The organism is Microbacterium stercoris (assembly GCF_017592545.1).
Taxonomy (GTDB): Bacteria; Actinomycetota; Actinomycetes; order Actinomycetales; family Microbacteriaceae; genus Microbacterium; species Microbacterium stercoris.
The window spans coordinates 422439-442385 of record NZ_JAGFOA010000002.1 but is presented as its reverse complement, the minus strand read 5'-3'; the positions used below and the strand labels follow the sequence as shown (position 1 = coordinate 442385).

Annotated in this window: 16 protein-coding genes; 4 read left to right on the top strand and 12 right to left on the bottom strand. The window is 71.4% G+C overall.

The genetic code is table 11. From position 1 onward, the window contains the following. Positions 1-17 precede the first annotated feature (17 nt). Both J5V96_RS06225 and J5V96_RS06220 read left to right on the top strand, forming a co-directional pair. A complete protein-coding gene (locus J5V96_RS06225; protein WP_208501783.1) occupies positions 18-1028 on the top strand; it encodes a LacI family DNA-binding transcriptional regulator in 1011 nt (336 codons plus the stop codon). 277 nt (positions 1029-1305) lie between these two features. After that, the gene (locus J5V96_RS06220; RefSeq protein ID WP_208501781.1) at positions 1306-2928 is read left to right on the top strand and encodes a DEAD/DEAH box helicase; all 1623 of its coding nucleotides are present in this window, start codon (positions 1306-1308) and stop codon (positions 2926-2928) included. Positions 2929-3064: 136 nt separating this feature from the next. On the opposite strand, the gene rhaS is transcribed toward J5V96_RS06220, so the two are convergent. The 9 genes from rhaS to J5V96_RS06175 all read right to left on the bottom strand — a co-directional run bounded on the left by rhaS (position 3065) and on the right by J5V96_RS06175 (position 13146). Continuing rightward, complete coding sequence (gene rhaS, locus J5V96_RS06215) at positions 3065-4114, bottom strand: rhamnose ABC transporter substrate-binding protein (protein WP_208501780.1); 1050 nt, start codon at positions 4112-4114, stop codon at positions 3065-3067. Positions 4115-4139: 25 nt separating this feature from the next. Continuing rightward, positions 4140-5216, bottom strand: coding sequence for an ABC transporter permease (locus J5V96_RS06210; protein WP_208501778.1), 1077 nt, complete (start codon positions 5214-5216; stop codon positions 4140-4142). Next, positions 5216-6208, bottom strand: coding sequence for an ABC transporter permease (locus J5V96_RS06205; protein WP_208501776.1), 993 nt, complete (start codon positions 6206-6208; stop codon positions 5216-5218). Before J5V96_RS06205 ends, J5V96_RS06210 begins: the two co-directional genes overlap by 1 nt. Beyond that, positions 6208-7755 (bottom strand): sugar ABC transporter ATP-binding protein, encoded by a 1548-nt coding sequence (locus J5V96_RS06200; RefSeq protein ID WP_208501774.1) that lies wholly within the window; start codon positions 7753-7755, stop codon positions 6208-6210. The genes J5V96_RS06205 and J5V96_RS06200 overlap by 1 nt, the downstream gene beginning before the upstream one ends. Before the next feature lie 149 nt (positions 7756-7904). Continuing rightward, on the bottom strand, positions 7905-9269 hold the full coding sequence (locus J5V96_RS06195; protein ID WP_236014532.1) for an MFS transporter: 1365 nt from the start codon (positions 9267-9269) through the stop codon (positions 7905-7907). A 92-nt stretch (positions 9270-9361) separates the two neighbouring features. Then, the gene (locus tag J5V96_RS06190; protein ID WP_208501770.1) at positions 9362-10735 is read right to left on the bottom strand and encodes an FAD-dependent oxidoreductase; all 1374 of its coding nucleotides are present in this window, start codon (positions 10733-10735) and stop codon (positions 9362-9364) included. Positions 10736-10754: 19 nt separating this feature from the next. Beyond that, positions 10755-11795 carry a polyprenyl synthetase family protein gene (locus J5V96_RS06185; RefSeq protein WP_208502419.1) on the bottom strand — a complete coding sequence of 347 codons (1041 nt, stop codon included), beginning with the start codon at positions 11793-11795 and terminating at the stop codon, positions 10755-10757. A 26-nt stretch (positions 11796-11821) separates the two neighbouring features. Further along, a complete protein-coding gene (locus J5V96_RS06180) occupies positions 11822-12607 on the bottom strand; it encodes a demethylmenaquinone methyltransferase (RefSeq protein WP_208501768.1) in 786 nt (261 codons plus the stop codon). Between the two features lie 5 nt (positions 12608-12612). Further along, entirely contained in the window at positions 12613-13146 is a 534-nt protein-coding gene (locus tag J5V96_RS06175) for a DUF402 domain-containing protein (RefSeq protein ID WP_208501766.1), read from the bottom strand. A gap of 72 nt (positions 13147-13218) precedes the next feature. Between J5V96_RS06175 and J5V96_RS06170 the strand changes: the two genes are divergently transcribed. Next, positions 13219-14493, top strand: coding sequence for an isochorismate synthase (locus J5V96_RS06170; protein WP_307793541.1), 1275 nt, complete (start codon positions 13219-13221; stop codon positions 14491-14493). 335 nt (positions 14494-14828) lie between these two features. Here J5V96_RS06170 and J5V96_RS06165 read toward each other — a convergent pair whose 3' ends face one another. Both J5V96_RS06165 and J5V96_RS06160 read right to left on the bottom strand, forming a co-directional pair. Further along, positions 14829-16076 (bottom strand): FAD-binding protein, encoded by a 1248-nt coding sequence (locus tag J5V96_RS06165; protein WP_208501762.1) that lies wholly within the window; start codon positions 16074-16076, stop codon positions 14829-14831. After that, on the bottom strand, positions 16076-17179 hold the full coding sequence (locus tag J5V96_RS06160) for a glycerate kinase (RefSeq protein ID WP_208501760.1): 1104 nt from the start codon (positions 17177-17179) through the stop codon (positions 16076-16078). The genes J5V96_RS06165 and J5V96_RS06160 overlap by 1 nt, the downstream gene beginning before the upstream one ends. A 161-nt stretch (positions 17180-17340) precedes the next feature. On the opposite strand from J5V96_RS06160, the gene J5V96_RS06155 reads away from it, so the two are divergent. After that, positions 17341-17874 carry an adenylyl-sulfate kinase gene (locus J5V96_RS06155; RefSeq protein ID WP_208501758.1) on the top strand — a complete coding sequence of 178 codons (534 nt, stop codon included), beginning with the start codon at positions 17341-17343 and terminating at the stop codon, positions 17872-17874. 1069 nt (positions 17875-18943) lie between these two features. Here J5V96_RS06155 and J5V96_RS06150 read toward each other — a convergent pair. Continuing rightward, positions 18944-19843: an endonuclease domain-containing protein gene (locus J5V96_RS06150; RefSeq protein WP_208501756.1), complete on the bottom strand. Its 900-nt coding sequence runs from the start codon at positions 19841-19843 to the stop codon at positions 18944-18946. Positions 19844-19947 lie beyond the last annotated feature (104 nt).

Below are 19947 nucleotides of genomic sequence, written 5' to 3'. Positions count from 1 at the left end.
CGCAAGGGAGCGCGTGAATGAGCATCGCTGAGGTGGCCCGTCTGGCCGGGGTGTCCACGGCCACGGTGTCGCGCGCGCTCTCGGGCCGCGGGCACGTGTCCGCGAAGGCGCGGGAGAAGGTGCTCGAGGCGGCCAGCGAGCTCGGCTACGTGGTGTCGCAGGCGGCGTCGTCGCTGGCCTCCGGACGCACGCGAAACGTGGGCATCGTGCTGCCCTTCCTCAACCGCTGGTACTTCACCACCGTGCTCGAGGGCGCCCAGCAGCGGCTGATGCGCGCGGGCTACGACGTCACCCTCTACAACCTCGCCGGCGACGGCGACGAGCGTCGCGAGGTGTTCGAGCACTTCCTGCTGCGCCAGCGCGTCGACGCGGTGATCGCCGTGTCGCTCGAGCTCACCGAGCCCGAGGTCACCCGCCTGCACGCGATCGGCAAGCCGCTGGTCGGCGTCGGCGGTCCGATCCCCGGCGTGCACACGCTCGCGATCGACGACGTGGCCGTCGCGCGCCTCGCCACCGAGCACCTCGTCGGCCTCGGACACACCCGCATCGGCCTGATCGGCGGCGACCACGAGTCGGACGCCGACTTCCACCTGCCGACAAAGCGCCGCCAGGGCTTCGAGGCCGCCATGAACGACGCCGAGCTCCCGATCGTCGCCACGCGCATCGCCGACGCCGACTTCACCATCGAGGGCGGCTACCGCGCCGCCAAGCAGCTGCTCGGTCCCCTGCGCGAACGTCCGACGGCGATCTTCGCGGCGTCCGACGAGATGGCGTTCGGCGCCATGCTGGCCGCGCGCGATCTCGGCCTCCAGGTGCCCAACGACATCTCGATCATCGGGGTCGACGACCACGACCAGTCCGAGTTCTTCGGCCTCACCACCGTCGCGCAGTTCCCGCGCGAGCAGGGCGCCGCCGCCGTCGACGTGCTGATGGCGCAGCTCGAGCCGCGGGACGCCGAGATGCCCGCGGACACCCCGCTGCCGTTCGAGCTGCGCGTGCGATCGTCCACCTCCCGCCCGCGCGACTGATCCGGATCCGCGTCAGTCTGACTGCGCGGGAGCGGATCTCCGCGCCTGACGCCACCGCTCGGCTCGGGCACAGCCCCGGGTGATAAAGTCGGTGTGCGCTCGGATCTCGAGCGCATCGTCGTGTCTCGACAGGGCTCGCCGGATCATCCGGCTGAACGACCCGCTCATCCTGCCGCGGCGAACGGATCCGGCATCCGCCGAGTTCGCCACCCCCGGCCGTGCGCACCGTTGCGCCTGCGCTCACGCGCGTGCGCGGCCGGAGCATCGAAAGACAACCATGACTTCTGCCCCTTTGACGCAGACGAACGATACGCAGATCTCCTTCGCCGACCTCGGCGTCCCCTCCGTGCTCGTCGACGCGCTCGTCGCGATGGAGCGCCCGACGCCCTTCCCCATCCAGCGCGAGACGCTGCCCTCGACCCTCGCGGGCCGTGACGTGCTCGGTCGCGGCAAGACCGGATCCGGCAAGACCCTCGCCTTCGCCATCCCGCTCGTCGCGCGTCTCGCGCAGGCGGGTCAGCGCGGACGGGCCGGTTCGCCCGTCGCCCTGGTGCTGGCTCCCACGCGTGAGCTCGCCACCCAGATCACCCGCACGGTGGAGCCGCTCGCCAAGTCGGCCGGCATGACCGTCACGACCGTCTTCGGCGGCGTGTCGCAGAACACGCAGGAGACCGCCTTCGCGCGCGGCGTCGACATCGTGGTGGCCTGCCCCGGCCGACTCGAGGACCTGATGGGCCAGGGTGTCGTGCGCCTCGACCGCATCGCGGTGACCGTGCTCGACGAGGCCGACCACATGGCCGACCTGGGCTTCCTGCCCGGCGTGACGCGCATCCTGTCGAAGACGCCGGCCGGCGGCCAGCGCATGTTCTTCTCGGCCACGCTCGACAACGGCGTGGACAAGCTCGTCAGCCGCTTCCTGCCGAACCCGGAGCACATCGCGATCGACTCGGCCGAGTCGCCCGTCGCGCAGATGACGCACCACGTGTTCGAGATCTCGAGCACCGAGCTGAAGACCGAGGTCATCAAGGCCCTCGCCTCCGGCACCGCCCGCCGCATGTTCTTCACCCGCACGAAGCACCAGGCCAAGAAGCTGGCCCGCCAGCTCACCGCCGCCGGCATCCCCGCGGTCGACCTGCACGGCAACCTGTCGCAGAACGCCCGTGACCGCAACCTCGCCGACTTCTCGTCGGGCCTGGTGAAGGTGCTCGTCGCCACCGACGTCGCCGCCCGCGGTGTGCACGTCGACGGCGTCGACCTGGTCGTCCACGTCGACCCGCCCGCCGAGCACAAGGCGTACCTGCACCGCTCGGGGCGCACGGCTCGCGCCGGTAACACGGGCGACGTCGTCACCCTGATGGTGCCCTCGCAGCGCAAGGACACCGAGATCCTGCTGCGCCGCGCGGGCATCGACGCCAAGCCGCAGCACGTCACCGCGAACCACACCGCCGTCATCCGCCTCACGGGCGAGGTCGCCGAGCGCGTGGCCCCCCGCGCGGGCGGTCCCGGCGTCGGCAACGCGCCGGCCGAGGGCTCCACCGGCGGCGGTCAGTCGCAGGGCGCCAACGCCCGCCGCAAGCGCGCGGCCCGCGAGGGCGCCGACGGCGGACAGCGCCAGGGCCAGAGCGGCGGCCGCGGACGCGGCGGTCGCGGCGGCCAGGGCGGCGGCCAGTCCGCCGCGCAGGGCGGCCAGCGCCAGGGTCAGGGCCGCGGCCAGGGCGGCCAGCGCGGCGCCCAGGGCGCCGGCGCGAAGCCGACCTACAGCACCTCGACGGGCCAGCCCGCACAGCGTCCCGCGCACGGCGGCTCGGCGCACGGTGGCTCGGCTTCGGCCGCGAACTCCTCGGCGCCGCGTCGCCGCACCGGCCCGCGCCGCGCGCAGGCCCCCGGCACCGCGCGCTGACGCGAGCCTGAAAGGACGTGTTCTCCGCGAGGACATGCCTGATCGGATCCGATTCGGCACGTCCTCGCTGACAGCACGTGTTCTGAGCAAGACAAGAGCCCGACCCCCACGGGGGCCGGGCTCTTGTGTTGGTGGCTCAGAAGTCGAAGTCGCCGATGTTGTCCGCGTTGAAGACGAACGGGTCGCCGAGGAGCACGGTGCCGTCGGCGCCGACCTCGAACTCGCCGAGGTCGCCGGCCTCGAAGCTGTCGCCCTCCTCGCCCGTGATGTCACCGGCGACCAGCGCCTGCGCGGCGAAGGCCGCAAGGTAGCCGAGGTCCTCGGGGTTCCACAGGGCGAAGGCCGTGACGGTGCCGTCCTCGACGTACTCGCGCATCTGGTTCGGGGTGCCGAGGCCCGTCAGGGCGACCTTGCCCTTGAACTCCGAGGTCGACAGGTAGCGAGCCGCCGCGGCGATGCCGACCGTCGTGGGCGAGATGATGCCCTTCAGGTTCGGGTGCGACTGCAGCAGCGCGGCGGTCTGGTCGAACGACTTCTGGTCGTCGTCGTCACCGTAGACCGTGTCCACCAGCGTGATGTCGGGGTGGTTCGCCTCGAGCTCGGTCTTCATGAGCTCGATCCACGCGTTCTGGTTGGTGGCGTTGGCCGACGCCGACAGGATCGCGATCTCGCCCGCGTCGCCGATCTGCTCGGCGATCAGGTCGACCTGCGCCTTGGCGATGCCCTCGGCGGTGGCCTGGTTGATGAACAGGTCGCGGCACTCCGGGTCGGTGTCCGAGTCGAAGGTGACGATCTTGGTGCCCGCCGAGCGCGCCTCCTCGAGCGCGTCGCACAGCGCGCTCGGGTCGTTGGCCGAGATGACCAGGCCGTTGACGCCCTGCTGCGCGGCGGTCTGGATGTACTGCACCTGCGAGGTGGGGCTGGCCTCGGTCGGGCCGACCTCCTCGAAGGCGCCGCCGAACGCCTCGACCGCGGCCTTGCCGCCCTTGCTCGAGGTGTCGAAGTACGGGTTGCCCAGGTTCTTGGGCAGGAACGTGACGGTGATGGCCTCGCCACCGCCCTCGCCGCCGCCGTTGCCGCCCTCGGGCGCACCGCCGCCGGCGGTGCAGCCCGACGCGACGAGCGCGACGCCGATCGTGAGCGCGGCTGCTCCCAGCAGCGCGCGGGTCTTTCGGAATCCGAACATCGTTGTTGCTCTCCTTGGTGTGGGGTTACTGCAGGGGTTTCGAGGCGGATCCGGCGGCGCGCGCGGTGCGCAGACGTCGCCGTCCGATGAGGGCGATCCGGCGTCCGCGTGCCCATGCGAGCACCGCGGCCGACACGACGGACAGGATCAGCAGCACGCCGGTGATGATGTTGATGACCTCGCCGCTGACGCCCGCGAGGCGCAGCGCGCTGCCGAGCGTGCCGATCAGCAGCACGCCCGCGATGACGCCGTGGAGGGCGCCGCGTCCGCCGAAGATCGAGACGCCGCCGAGCAGCACGGCCGCGATGATCTGCAGCTCCATGCCGGTGGCGTTGTCGCCGCGCGCGTTGCTGTAGAGCAGCGTGAAGTAGACGCCGGCGAAGCCCGAGACGGCTCCCGAGAGCACAAACAGCGTGAACTTCGTCTTCGCCACGTCGATGCCAGAGAAGTGTGCCGCCTCCTTCGAGAGGCCGATGGCGTACAGCGCCCGCCCGAAGGGCGTGAAGTGCAGCAGCACCGCGAACACGATCGCGAGAATCGCGAACGGGATCATGATCACCGGGATCGGGGTGCCGGGGATCAGCGCCTTCGCGAGATCCGTCCACTCCTCGGGGAACTCCGTGATCGCCGTTGTGCCCAGCAGGCCCACGGCGATGCCGCGGAACAGCGCGAGCGTGCCGATGGTGACGGCCAGCGAGGGCAGCCCCACCACGGTCACGAGGAATCCGTTGACGACGCCGCACACCGCACCGGCCACGATCGCGACGAGAGCCGCGAGCGGGAACGGAGCCCCGGCCTGGGTCAGCACGCCGGTCAGCACGCTCGACAGTCCCAGGATCGAGGCGACCGAGAGGTCGATCTCCTCGGTCACGATGACGAGGGTCATCGGCAGGGCGATGAGCAGGATCGGCGCGGTGTCGCGCAGCAGGTAGGTGAGCGTCAGCGGGCTGCCGAAGTTGCGCACGGTTGCGAGCGCATAGACGATCACGATCACGAGCAGCGCGATGATCGCGGCCTCGCGGGTGAACAGCCAGCGGCGCCAGAGCGGGTGGGCGTGGGCCGGGGTGGCCGTGCCGACGACGGTGGTGGCCGGTGCGGACATCAGCGGTGGTCCTCTCGCTCGGCGATGAGCTTGCGGTGCCGGCGCACGGCCAGCACGCGGTCGAGCACGATGGCGCCGATGATCAGCGCGCCGACCACGGCCTGCTGCCAGAAGTCGTCGATGCCGATGATGGGCAGCGCCCGGTTGATGGTGAGCAGCAGGAAGGCGCCGACGGCGGCTCCCCACACGGTTCCCGCGCCGCCCGCCATGGCCACGCCGCCGATGACGGCCGCGCCGATGGCCTGCAGCTCCCAGCCCGTGCCGGCGTTGGAGGCCACGGTGCCGTAGCGGGCGGCGAACAGCACCCCCGCGAAGCCCGACAGCGCGCCCGAGACGAGGAACGCCATCAGCACGCGGTTCGTGACCGGCAGACCGTACAGGTGCGCGGCGGCGGGGTCGGATCCGATCGCGTAGAGCTCGCGGCCCGAGCGGCGGGTGTGCAGGTACCAGGCCGCGACGATCAGCACCGCGAAGGCGATGAGAGTCAGGTACGGCAGCCCAAGGAACATGCCGGTGCCGAGACCGCGGAAGTCCTTCGGCAGATCCGACGCGTTGATCCGGTCGGATCCGGTCCACGCGATGTTGATGCCGCGGTAGATGTACATCGTGCCGAGGGTGATCACGAGTGCGGGCACCTTCGCGTAGGCGACGAGCGCGCCGTTGACGAGCCCGAGCAGCGCGCCCAGCAGGCCGCCCGCGAGGAACACCACGATCGGCGGGATGCCGGGTACGTCGATGAACAGGCGCCCGGTCAGGTAGGCGGTGAGACCCACGACCGAGCCCACCGACAGGTCGACGTTGCGCGTGATGATCACCACGGCCTGGCCGACGGCCACCAGCAGCAGCAGCGAGGGCGTCAGCAGCAGGTCGCGCGACCCGTCGCGCGAGAAGACGAACGACGGGTTCGCCACGGTCGCGGCGACGATCACCAGGATCAGCGCGAGCAGGATGCCCGTCTCGCGCGCGGTGAGCAGGGACTTCAGGATGCGCATCAGGCGGCCGCCTCTGCTGTCGCGGCGGTCATGACGTTCTCCGGGGTCGCTTCCGCGCGCGAGAACTCGCCGGTGATCCGACCCTCGCGCATCACGAGCACGCGGTCGGCCATGCCGAGCACCTCCGGCAGCTCGGACGAGATCATGAGGATCGCCAGGCCCTCCTGGGCGAGCTGCGAGAGCAGCCGGTGCACCTCCGACTTGGTGCCCACGTCGATGCCGCGGGTGGGCTCATCGACGATCAGCACGCTGGGGTGCGTGGCGAGCCACTTGCCCAGCACGACCTTCTGCTGGTTTCCGCCCGAGAGGGTTCCGACCTCGGTGTCCAGCGCGCTGGTCTTCACCTCGAGGCGGCTGGCCCACTCGCGCGAGGCGGCGGTCTCGCGCGACTCCCACAGCAGACCCCACCTCGAGAGGCGGCTGCGGATCGCCAGCGCGGTGTTGCGGGTGACGCTCTGGTCGAGCACAAGGCCCTGCTTGCGACGGTCCTCGGGCACCAGCGCGACGCCGCGGGCGGTGGCGGCCCGCACGTCGCCCTTGGGAAGCGCGCGACCCGACAGGCGCACCGAGCCCGAGTCGTAGCGGTCCACGCCGAAGACGGCTCGGGCGACCTCGCTGCGGCCGGCGCCGACGAGGCCTGCCAGTCCCACGATCTCTCCCGCGCGCAGCTGGAACGTGATGTCGCGGAACACTCCGCGGCGGCTCAGCCCCTCGACCTCGAGCACCACGTCGCCGATCTGCGCCTCGAGCTTCGGGAACAGGTCGGTCACGTCGCGCCCCACCATCTGACGCACGAGCGCGTCGACCGTGGTCTCCGAGATCGGCGTGGTCGCGACGTAGGCGCCGTCGCGCATCACGGTCACGGTGTCGCACAGCGCGAACACCTCGTCGAAGCGGTGCGAGATGAACATCAGCGCTCGGCCCTCGTCGCGCAGGCTCCGTGCGACGGCGAACAGGCGCTCGACCTCGACTCCCGAGAGGGCGGCGGTGGGCTCGTCCATGATGAGCACACGCGCGTCGAGTGAGATGGCCTTGGCGATCTCGATGATCTGCTGGTCGGCGATCGAGAGTCCGTCCGTGACGCGATCCGGATCGATCCGCACACCGAGGCGGTCGAAGATCGCCACGGCCTCCTCGCGCATGGCGCGGCGGTCGATGCCGCCCGTGCGGGTGGTGGGCTGACGCCCCATGAAGATGTTCTCGACGACCGAGAGGTCGGGGAAGAGCGTCGGCTCCTGGTAGATCACCGCGATGCCGGCGGCCTTCGACTGCGCCGTGCTGGCGAAGTCGACCTCGTCGCCGTCGAGCGTGAACCCGCCCGAGTCGCGCTGATACAGGCCGGCGATGATCTTCACGAGCGTGGACTTGCCCGCGCCGTTCTCGCCGATCAGGGCGTGGATCGACCCGCGATGCAGCGCGAGGCTGCCCGAGCGCAGGGCGACGACCGCGCCGAAGGCCTTGGCGACGTCGGTCAGCTCGAGCAGGGGCGAAGCCGGGGAGGACGGCGGATCAGCCGGGACCGGCGATTCGGGGGGTGCGACGACCATGACGCAGGGGCTCTCTTCCTTGAGATCCGTCAGATTTGAAACGGTTCAAATGGATGATAGCCCCCGCGCGTCCCGGGCCGTCAAGCGGGATGCGCACGGTCACACCCGTGAAAGCGCTTCCTCGGGCGGAACCACGCGGAAACACGAATTCAGCGCACCCGCGCGTCCTGGCGCGCCGCGAGGCGCACATCCTGCGCCTCCTGCATCGCGACCTCGTCGTCGATCCAGTTCGGCGCGCGGTTCTTCAGGAACAGCAGATAGACCACCAGCGAGGCGCCGATCGCGATCGTGACGTACACGATGAACAGCGGCACCCGGTCCGCGGCCGAGGCCGCCTGGAAGAGCAGCGGGGCGGTTCCACCGAACACCGAGTTCGCCAGGGCGTACCCGAACCCGACGCCCAGCGCCCGGATGTGGGTGGGGAAGAGCTGCGCCTTCACCACCGCGTTGATCGAGGTGTAGCCGGTCAGGATGATGAAGCCGCCGAACAGGATCAGGAAGGCGATGACGGGGCTCTCCTGCGCGGGCAGCGCCGTGATCAGGAACCACGTGTAGAGCACGCCGCCGATGCCGAAGAACACCAGCAGCGTCTTGCGTCCGACGATGTCGGCGACCCAGCCGCCCACCGGCTGCAGCAGCATCAGGCCCGTCAGCGCGATGAGGTTGACGATCGTGCCCGCCACCACGTCCTCCCCCGCGAACGACGCCTTCACGATCGCGGGGCCGTTGACCGAGTACGTGTAGAACGCGACCGTGCCGCCCATCGTGATGAGGAAGACCAGCAGCAGCGGACGCCATTGGTGCACAAGCAGCTCGCGCATGGAGCCGGATCCGCGGCTGCCCTTGGCCGCGGCGATGGTGTCGTCGCGCAGCGACTCGTCCATCGTGCGGCGCAGCCAGAACACCACCACGGCCGCGACGCCGCCGATGCCGAAGGCGACGCGCCAGCCCCACTCGGAGATCTGCTCGGGCGAGAGCGTGAGCACCATGATCAGCAGCGTCAGCTGGGCCAGCACGTGGCCGCCGACGAGCGTCACGTACTGGAACGACGACAGGAAGCCCCGCCGGCCGGGCATGGCCGCCTCGGACATGTAGGTGGCGCTCGTGCCGTACTCGCCGCCGGTGGCGAAGCCCTGCAGCAGCCGGGCGAGGGTCAGGATCACCAGGGCCCAGCCGCCGATGCTCGCCGCGGTGGGGGTCAGCGCGACCACGGCCGAGCAGAGGGCCATGAGCGACACCGACACGGTCAGCGCGAGACGACGGCCCCGCCGATCCGCGAATCGTCCGAAGAACCACGAGCCGACGGGGCGCATGAGGAACGTGACGCCGAAGATCGCCCAGATGTAGATCGTCGAGTTCGCCTCGTCACCCGCGAAGAACTGCTTCTCGAAGTAGCTCGCGAACACCGAGTAGACGTACACGTCGTACCACTCGACGAGATTGCCGGCCGAGCCCTTGAGGGTGTTCGAGACGGATCGCCGCAGCGAGGTGGGGACGGTGGTCGTGATGGCCATGACGGAGACTCCGATGCTCGGGAGGTGTCCGCCCATCCTGTCCCCCGCCCCGACGCCCCGTCAGCGGGGTGAAGTCCCCATGGCGGGAGGCGTCACTCGCCGCGCGAGACCCGCACCATCTCCTCGCGGGGGACGACCTTGATGCGGGCCCGGTTCTGCGGCGCGCCGAGCGACACCTCGTGCTCGTCGAGACGGTGCCAGCCTTCGAGATCCGTCCACGCGACGCCGCGCTCGGCGAGGAGCGCAGGGATCGCGTCGTCGGACGGATCCGCCGGCTGCCACCAGGAGCCCTGGTCGTTGACGAGGTGCTGGATGGTCTCCATCGCGTCGGACTTCGTGTGGCCGATGAGGCCCACGGGGCCACGCTTGATCCAGCCCGTCGCGTACATGCCCGGGATGCGGTCGTTCGAGTCCTGCGACAGCACCTGGCCCTCGTGGTTCGGGATGACGCCGTGGCGCTCGTCGAACGGCACGCCGGGCAGGGGCGACCCGAAGTAGCCCACGGCGCGGTAGAGCTGTCCCATCGGCACCTCGCGCAGCTCGCCGGTGCCGACCACGCCGCCCTGGCCATCCGGTCGCGTGCGCTCGTACACCAGGGCCTCGACGCGGCCGTCGGCGCCCGTGCGCACCTCGACGGGCTTCGCCCAGAAGTGCAGGTGCAACCGGCGCGAGGCCGTGCCGCCCGCATTGTTGACCGAGTCGCGCTGACGCCACGACTGCAGCACCCGATCGATGACCTTGACCTGCTTGTTGGTCTCGATCGCCGCCCGCGAGGCCTCGTCGTAGTCGAAGTCCTCGTCGTAGACGACCATGTCGACATCGCGCAGTTCGCCGAGCTCGCGCAGCTCCAGCGGCGTGAACTTCACCTGCGCGGGACCGCGCCGGCCGAAGACGTGCACGTCGGTGACCGGCGACGCCTCGAGCAGCTCGTAGACGTTCTGCGGAACCTCGGTCGGCAGCAGATCGATGGCATGCTTTGCCAGGATGCGGGCGACATCCAGCGCCACGTTGCCGTTGCCGATGACGCCCACCGAGGGCGAGGTGAGCGGCCACTCGCGCGGCACATCCGGGTGCCCGTCGAACCAGCTCACGAAGTCGGCGGCGCCGAACGAGCCCTCGGCGTCGATACCGGGGATGTGCAGGTCGGCGTCGCGCACGGCGCCCGTCGCGAAGATGACCGCGTTGTAGTGGCGCTTGAGGTCGTCGAGCGTGATGTCCTCGCCGAAGCGCACGTTGCCGAAGAGACGGATGTCGCCGCGGTCGAGCACCTCGCGCAGCGCGCCGATCACACCCTTGATGCGCGGGTGGTCGGGCGCGACGCCGTAGCGCACGAGCCCGTAGGGCGCGGGGAGGTGCTCGAAGAGGTCGATCGAGACATCGAACTTCTTCTCGGTCTTGAGGAGGATGTCGGCGGCGTAGATGCCGGCGGGGCCGGCTCCCACGATGGCCAGGCGGAGCTTGGTCAAGTGCTGCCTTTCGTCTGGGTCAGCTGCTGCGATCGACGAGCGACTCGGCGAATCGGGTGAGCGCCTCGCGCACGCCGCCGCCGAGGGGCCCGGCGGGCAGAGGGGCAAGGGCCGCGATGGCCTCGCGCGTCCACGTGAGCGCGAGCTCGCGGGTGCGCGCGGTCGCGGCGTGATCGCGCAGTTCGGCAAGAGGTGCGTCGAGGATCGAGGGGTCCTCCCCCTCGGCGATGCGGGCCACACCGGCGTCGATGCGACCCACGAGCTCCTGCGCCTGCGCGGACGGGTCGGCCGCGAGCAGCAGGTAGGGCATCGTCGGCACGCCCGCGCGCAGGTCGGTGCCGGGCACCTTCCCCGTCTCCTCGGGGTCGGCCGAGAGGTCGATCACGTCGTCGAGGAGTTGGAAGGCCACCCCGACCTTCTCGCCGTAGACGCGCAGCGGCTCGTGGTACCGCACCTCGGCGTTCGAGAAGATCGCCCCGGCCTGCACGGAGGCGGCGATGAGGGATCCGGTCTTGTCGGCCAGCACCTGGATGTAGAACTCGATCGGATCGTCAGACGGCTGCGCGCCGATGGTCTCGTGCATCTGCCCGAGCACCAGACGCTCGAAGGTGTCGGCCTGCAGCGCCATCGCGCGCTCGCCGAGGTGCGCCATGATCTGGCTGGCCCGCGAGAAGAGCAGGTCGCCCGTGAGGATCGCGATGCTGTTGCCCCACACCTGGTGCGCGCTGGCGACGCCGCGGCGGCGGTCGGCTCCGTCCATGACGTCGTCGTGGTACAGCGAGCCGAGGTGCGTGAGCTCGAGCGCCGAGGCGGCATCGACGACCTGCTCGGTGGCGCCATCGCCCAGCTGGGCGGCGAGCAGCGCGAGCATCGGACGCACCCGCTTGCCACCCGCCTCATACAGGTAGCGGCTTGTGGCGTCGACGAGGGCGTCGGTGGATCGCAGCTCTTCGGCCAGTCGCGTCTCGACCGTCTCGAGACCGGCCTCGATCGTCGCGATCAGGCGCTTCGATCCGGGCCCGGCGAAAACGCGCTCGCTGAGGCCGAATCGGCTCGCCATCGACGAGTCGGCTGTAGATCGAGAGGTCACGAGTCCAGCCTATCGGCGGGCTTCTCGCCCGAGACGGGGTTGACGACCGGCTTGACCGCGCGATGCAGCGCCACGATGCCGAAGGTGAGATCGCGGAAGGCGACCTGCGACCAGCCGACCTCACGGATCCAGTCGGCGAGCGTCTTCTGATCGGGCCACGTCTTGATCGACTCGTTGAGGTAGTCGTACGCCTCGGTGTTCGAGCTCACCGCGCGCGCGATGCGCGGCAGGATGCGGTCGTTGTAGAAGCGGTAGGCGCTGCGGATGGCGGGCTGCGGCGGGTGCGAGAACTCGCAGATCACGAGGCGGCCGCCCGGCTTGGTGACGCGCAGCAGCTCGGCGAGAGCCTTCTTCGGGCGCTTCACGTTGCGCAGGCCGAACGACATGGTGACCGCGTCGAACTGATCGTCGTCGAAGGGCAGGTCGGTGGCGTCGGCCTCGACGAACTCGAGGTTGCGCACGTCGCGGTGACGGCGGCGGCCCTCCGCGATCATGCCGGGCGAGAAATCGGCGGCCACGACGTGCGCGCCGCTGCGGGCGAGCGAGATGGACGATGCCCCGGTGCCCGCCGCGAGGTCGAGGATGCGCTCCCCCGGTCGCGGCGCGACCGCGCGGGTGGTGGCGATCCGCCACAGCTGGTCGTTGCCGACGCTCAGCACGGTGTTGGTGACGTCGTAGCGCGCGGCGACCTGGTCGAACATCCCGCTGACGCTGGCCGGATCCTTGCCGAGGTCGGCACGGTTGCCAGGACCGTTGGGCTCGGGATGCGCGGCGCGACTCATGGTATTCAGTCTAGGTCGGACAGCACACCCAGCCAGTGGTCGGCTGTCTCGTCGTCGAAAGGCTTCTCGCGCGCGACGACGCGGCGATGCAGGTCGGCGGCGGTGGCCTCCAGCTCGGCCATGACCTCGACCGGATAGCCCATCTGCACCGAGTGCTCGGCCCATTCGTCCTCGTCGTCGATGTAGACGCCGCGCTCGTCGAGCCGGCGCACGACATCGAGATCCATGTCGATCGCGGTCGGCAGGCCGTCATCGGGCCACTGCACGTCCCAGGCGACATCGATGTACACGCGGGTGAGCTCGGGCGCGTCGTTGAGGGTCAGCACCCAGTCGTGGCGGTCGACCGGCAGCAGCATCACGCTGGCGGAGGACAGGGTCACCTCGCGCCCGGGACGGAAAGCGCGCGCTCCGATGCGCTGACCGACCCACTCGCCGTGCTCATCCGATCCGAGGTACACGACCTCGTGATGCCAGTGCGGGGTGCCGTCCCACTTGCGCCAGATGAAATCGAGGGCGGTTCCAGGAACGGGGCGGGGCATGACTCGAGCCTACGTGCGGTGCGGGCCCGCGCCCGGAGGTCGTGCGCAGGCCGCCAGACGTAAGGTGGATGGGTGTCAGAAGCTCTCCCTCCCGCGGCTGAACGGGCACCGCGCCTGATCGTGGAGACGAGGGAGGTCGCGCACCTTGAGGATCCGCTGCTGTACGCCTCGCGGCTCTGGCCCCTCGCGTGGCAGCGCCGTGGCGACGGCATGGTCGGTGCGGGCGATGCGGTGCTTCGGATCGACGCGACCGGCGCCGACCGGCTGACGCGCATCGCGGAGTTCTGGCGCGCCGTCTGCGACGCCGCAGACGTGGATGACCCGGTCGGCCTGCCGGGCACGGGGCTCGTGGCCTTCGGTGCGTTCGCGTTCGACGAGTCCTCGGCCGAGCACTCGGTGCTGACGGTGCCGTCGACGATCCTCGGACGCCGCGGCGGACGGTCGTGGATCACCCGGATCCGCGACGCGCGCCAGGCGGAGTTCGCGCCCGATCCGATCGTCGACGAGTACGGATCGCACTGGTCGGCGACGCTGGGGCCGGGGCGGATGGATCCGGTCGCGCACGGCGATGCGGTGCGCCAGGCGCTGGCGGCCATCGACGCCGGCGAGGTCGGGAAGGTCGTGGTCGCACGCGACATCACGGGCACCGTCCCGGTGGACGCGGATCTGCGGCGTCTCGTCCGCGCGCTCGCAAGCGGTTACCCCGACACCTGGACCTTCTCGATCGAGGGCATCATCGGGGCCTCCCCCGAGACGCTCGTGACCGTGCACGGCGGCGACGTCACCGCGCGCGTGCTGGCGGGCACGCGCCCCCGCGGCGCGGACGCCGACGAGGACACGGCGATCATCGCCGACCTCGCCTCCAACCCGAAGGACATCGACGAGCACGAGTACGCCGTGCGCTCGGTCGTCGACGCGCTGCGCCCGCACACGTCGGCCCTGGCCGCGGCCGAGTCGCCGTTCACGCTCAAGCTCCCGAACCTGTGGCACCTCGCCACCGACGTGGAGGGCACCCTGTCGGACGGGGCGAGCGCGCTCGACATGGTGCGCGCCCTGCACCCCACCGCCGCGGTGGCGGGCACACCGACCCGCGCGGCGATGCAGCTGATCCGCCGCATCGAGCCCTTCGACCGCGGCCGCTACGCCGGCCCCGTGGGCTGGATCGACGGGGCCGGCGACGGCGAGTGGGCGATCGCGCTGCGCTGCGCCCAGTTCGGCGAGGCGGGCGAGTCCGTACGGGGCGTCACCGCCCACGCGGGCGGCGGCATCGTCGCGGGCTCGGTTCCCGAGGCGGAGCTGCTGGAGACCCGCGTCAAGTTCCGCCCGATCGTCGACGCCCTGGCCTGAGCCCCCTCGCTCGCTCGTCGAGCGAGGCAGGAACGACCGAGTCGAGACGCCCCACCCCGTCGCTCGTCGAGCGAGGGAGGAACGACCGAGTCGAGACGCCCCAAGCGACGAGCGTCCCCACGCCGCAGCGATGGCACCCGTTTCGACTCGCTCCGCTCGCTCAACGACCGGCTGGGTGAGCCACCCCACCCCCTCGCTCGTCGAGCGAGGGAGGAACGACCGAGTCGAGACGCCCCAAGCGACGAGCGACTCAACGCCGCAGCGATGGCACCCGTTTCGACTCGCTCCGCTCGCTCAACGACCGGTTGGGTGAGGCGCCCCACCCAGCGCGCGACTCAGCGACCGAGGTCGTCGAGGAAGGCGAGGTGATCGTTGCGGAAGCGACCCTCGGGGTCGAACTCGCGGGCGAGCGCGGCGAAGTCGCCGAGCTTCGGCCAGACGCGGGCGAGGTCGCGCACGGGGGCGAGCGAGAGCTTGCCCCAGTGCGGACGCGGGTCGAACGGCGCCAGCGCACCCTCGATCTTCGCGATGACGGCTTCGACGGCCGGCTGATCCTGCTTCCACGTGAAGTGCAGCCCGATGGCGTCGGTCTGGTAGGCCGGGCTCAGCCAGAGCTTGTCGGCCTTCATCGAGCGCACCTCGGTCACCTGGATGAGCGGCGCGATGTCGTCGGCGAGGGTGCGGAGGGTGCGGATCGCCTCCACGGCGTTGCGGCGCGGCACCAGCAGCTCCGACTGCAGCTCGTCGCCGTTGGACGGTGTGAAGTCGAGGCGGAAGTGCGGCAGGCGATCCATCCAGCGGCCCGGCAGGCCCAGCTGCTCGGTGCACGCCTCGGCCGAGACCCCGGCGAGCGGATGCATGCGCTCGCTCGCGGCAGCAGGGTCGCCCGGAAGCACGGGCACCTGCTCGTCGCGGGCCTTCGTCCACACCTGGTCGACGACGTCCGGATCCGTCCACTGCAGGAACATGCTCACGCTGTACGCGGCGCTCATGATCGCGTCGAAGTTCTCGAGCGCGGTCTCGAGCGGCAGCTTCGTGAACACACGCTGTGTCACCTCGAACGACGGCTCGATGTCGAGTGTGATGCGCGTGACGATGCCCAGGGCGCCGAGCGAGACGACGGCGCCGTTGAACTCGCGGTCTCCGCGGCGCAGGTTGCGCACCTCGCCCGAGGCGGTGACGAGCTCGATGCCCGCGACAGCCGACGAGAGCGTGCCGACGCCGTCGCCCGACCCATGCGTGCCGGTGGCGACCGATCCGGCGATCGTGATGTGCGGCAGCGACGCCAGGTTGGCCAGGGCCCAGCCGCGCTGCTCGAGCAGCGGCGCCAGCTCGCCGTAGCGGGTGCCGGCGCCCACGGTGACCGTGCGCGCCTCCTCGTCGATGACCGGCGCGGACGTCAGCTTCGCGGTCGAGATCAGGGTCGCGTCCGTGTCGGCGATGAGGTTGAAGGAGTGCCCGGATCCGAGCGCTCGCACCTTGCCGGGGCGGCTCAGGATCTCCCGCACCTCGTCGATCGTGGACGGCGTGGCGACCTCGGTCGCGCGGAAGCGGACATTGCCCGCCCAGTTGGTCAGCGTCATCAGGCGCCCTCTCGGTGGTTCGCGGCCAGCTGTGCGCCTGCGGCACGCAGCCAGGCCTGGGTGTCGGTCATCGCCGCCTCGGCGGATCCGGCGAGCGCGGTCAGCGAGACCGCGTCGAGGTCGTGGGTGTCGGCGTCGGCGGAGATGCGGCCGGCGACCACCGCGACCCGCGCTCCCGCCTCGCGGGCGAGCGCGGCGACGTAGGCGGGCGTCTTGCCGGCGGCCGACTGGCCGTCGTACGAGCCCTCGCCCGTGATGACGACGGCGGCGTCCGCGACGGCCGCGGGCAGCCCGGTGAGCTCGCCGATCTCGGCGGCGCCTCCCGCGAGACGTGCGCCCCAGGCGAGCAGTCCGTAGCCCGTGCCGCCCGCCGCACCCGCGCCGGGGGCGGCGGGATCGGCGCCCAGCAGGGTCGCGAGCAGGGCCAGTCCCTCGTCCGCGCGGGCGATCTGATCCGGATCCAAACCCTTCTGCGGCCCGAAGACTGCGGCGGCGCCCCGCGGCCCGGTGAGCGGATTGGTGACGTCGGTGAGCACCACGGCCCCTCCTTCCGGAAGCGGATGCAGGCGCGTCAGGTCGACCTTGGCGAGCTCCTCGAAGCCGGCGGCTCCCGGCGGCACCGAGACGTCGTACGCATCGGTGAAGCGTGCGCCGAGGGCGGTGAGCGCGCCGATGCCGCCGTCGGTGGAGGCGCTCGATCCGATGCCCAGGATGAGGCGCTTGACGCCGTGATCGAGCGCCGCACGAATCGCCTGACCGAAGCCGAGAGTCGACGCGTCGCGGGGACGCAGGGCGTTGTGGAGCAGCTCGATACCGGACGTCGAGGCGATCTCGACGACGCCGGTGCCGTCGGGCAGCAGCAGCCAGCTCGCGTCGACCGGCAGCCCGGCGGGGCCCGTCACCCGCACGCGCATGCGCTCGGCGGTGGGGATCGCGATGGCGAACGCGTCGACCGTGCCCTCGCCGCCGTCGGCCATCGGGCGCAGCACGAGGCGATCATCCGGACGGACGCTCGCCCAGCCCTCGGCGATGGCGCGCGCGGCGTCGCCCGCGGCGCAGGTGCCCTTGAAGCTGTCGGGTGCGATCACGATCTTTGTGCCCACCCCGCCAGCCTATGGGCGCTTCGAGGGCCTAGGCGTCGCAGACCGGGAGGAGCGCCCGGCTCCGGGCCGCTCGGCGGGTGGTGGTCACGATACGCCGCGGGTGCTGCGCATTGCGCGGCGCTTCTTGGCCAGGACCGGATCGCGCACGCCAGGATGAGGGAATGCACGCGGATCTGCCCACGGACGTGATCTTCATCGGCGGCCGCTCGGGCGTCGGCAAGTCCACCGTCGCGTTCGAGGCATCTCGGATCCTGGCGGCGGCAGACATCCGGCACGCGGTCATCGAGGGCGACAACCTCGACCAGGCACATCCCCAGCCGTGGCGCTCCGGGATCGACCTCGCGGCCCGGAACCTCCGGGCGATGTGGGCCAACTACCGGGCGCTGGGCTACGCGAAGCTGCTGTTCACGAACACCGTCAGCGTGCTCGAGGTGCCCACGCTGTCCGAGGCTCTCGGCGGCGAGGTGCGTGCGACCCCCGTGCTGCTCGTCTCCTCGGACGCGACCGCGACCGCACGACTGGAACGCCGGGAGACCGGCTCTTCGCTCGAGGCGCACCTCGATCGCAGCGAGCGCGCGGCCCGCCGTCTCGACGCCGAGGCGACCGGCGCGATCCGGATCGCCACCGACGGCCGCACCCCGTCCGACCTCGCCACCGAGATGCTCACCCTCGCCGGCTGGCTCCGGGCGGGCTGATTCCCGCGGCGCGGGGCTGGTGGTCACTACCCGCCGCACCGGAGTCGGCGCCTCCCGTCATGTGGTCACGACCCGTCGCGCCGGAGTCGGCGCCTCCCGTCATGTGGTCACGACCCGCCGCGCGGGAGTCGGTGCCTCCGGCGGTTTATGACCACCACCGAGCCGGTGCGCGAGGTGCGTCGCGGCTGCGTTCGCGAATCGGAGCTTGTGGTCACAACTCGCCGCACCGGGGCGGGCGCCTGCGGCGGTTCGTGCCCCCTGCCACCCGCCGCACCGGGCCGGCGCCTGCAGCGGTTCGTGCCCCCTGCCACCCGCCGCGCCGGGGCCGGCGCCTACGGCGGTTCATGACCCCCGACGCCCGCCGCGCCAGGCGCGTCACCACCGGGCCCGCGGATCGGCGCTTGCGGTCACGACTCGCCGTACCGGAGGCGGCGCATCCTGTCTTGTAGTCGCGACCCGCCGCGCGAGAGTACGCGCCTGCGGCGGTTTATGACCCCAGCCTTCGGCCGCGCGAGGTGCGTCACGGCTGCGTTCGCGAATCGGAGCTTGCGGTCACAACTCGCCGGGCCGGGGCCGGCGCCTGCGGCGGTTCGTGCCGCCTGCCACCCGCCGCACCGGGGCCGGCGCCTACGGCGGTTCATGACCCCCGACGGCCCGCCGCGCGAGGCGCGCCACCGCCAGGCCCGCGGATCGGCGCTTGTGGTCACGACTCGCCGTACCGGAGGCGGCGCATCCTGTCTTGTAGTCGCGACCCGCCGCGCGAGAGTACGCGCCTGCGGCGGTTTATGACCAGCAGCGACCCGGTGCGCGAGGTGCGTCACGGCCGCGTTCGCGAATCGGCGCTTGTGGTCACGACTCGCCGCACCGGAGGCGGCGCATCCTGTCCTGTAGCCAGGACTCGCCGCGCCGGAGTCGTCCCATCCGGCGGTTCGTGACCCCCGACGAGTCGCCGCGCGAGGTACGTCAGGGCCGAGTGTGCGAATCGGAGCTTGCGGTCACAACTCGCCGCACCGGCGCCGCGCCTGCGGCGGTTCGTGACCCCCAGCGACCCGCCACGGCGCGGGGTGCGTTACGGGCGAGTCGGGGCGGCGAGGAGGCGACGGATCCGCGCGACGAGTCGGGCAGGATCCCTGCGGTCGGCCGCCGTGACGTACGTCACCCGGTAGCCGGCCGCCTCCAGCTCGGCGCGCCGCAGTTCGTCGGCCCGCCACTGCGCGGGGTCGCGATGATGGTCGCCCTGGTACTCGATGATGAGCTTCTGCGCGGGATAGAGCATGTCGACGCGACCGATCATCCGGTCGCCGTCCCAGATCTCCACGTTGCACTCCGGCGCGGGCAGCCCGGCCGTCACAAGCGTGACCCGCGTCCACGACTCCTGCGGCGACTCCGATCCCGCGTCGGCGAGGCGGAGGGCCTCGGCGCGGAGCCTCGCGTACGGCGTCCGGGCGAAGCGCTCGGCCATCGCCATCAGATCGTCGCGCGTGAGCAGTGGCGCTCGGCGCGAGAGGATGCGGTCGGTCACGGCCACAAGGTCGGCGAGCCCCAGCTGCCGCGACAAGTCCACCCAGGTGCGGGCGACACTGAGCGTGCGCACCCCGCGCCTGCGCACCACATCGTCACCGACGAGGTCGAGCACGCAGCCCCTCACGCCCGGACGCCGCACACGAGTCGCGCCGACCGGCACCGCCAGAACGGGGCGACCGAAGGCATCCGCCTCCCTCGCCGGCGGCAGGGGCAGCCCGTGCAGGAGCGCGGCGGTGGCACCGGCGGCGCAGGCGTGCAGAGGTACGACGGCGAGCAGCAGCCCGAGCCTCTGCGCATCCGACAGTGCGCCGCGGGAGCGGGCGCCGTGGAAGGGGGGAACCAGGTCTTTCCGGCGCAGCCGGCTTGCCGACACACCGGCGTCGCGTGCGTCATCGACGGTGAAACCGGGAGCCAGGACCGATGGCAGCGGCGTTGGAGCGGGCATCTTCCCACTCTGGCGACGCGGGTGCGACGGATCCGCCGTCCGCCGGATCCGGGGACGGATCGGATCCGGATCCGTCCTGGGGACGAGTCAGCGCGCCCCCGCCC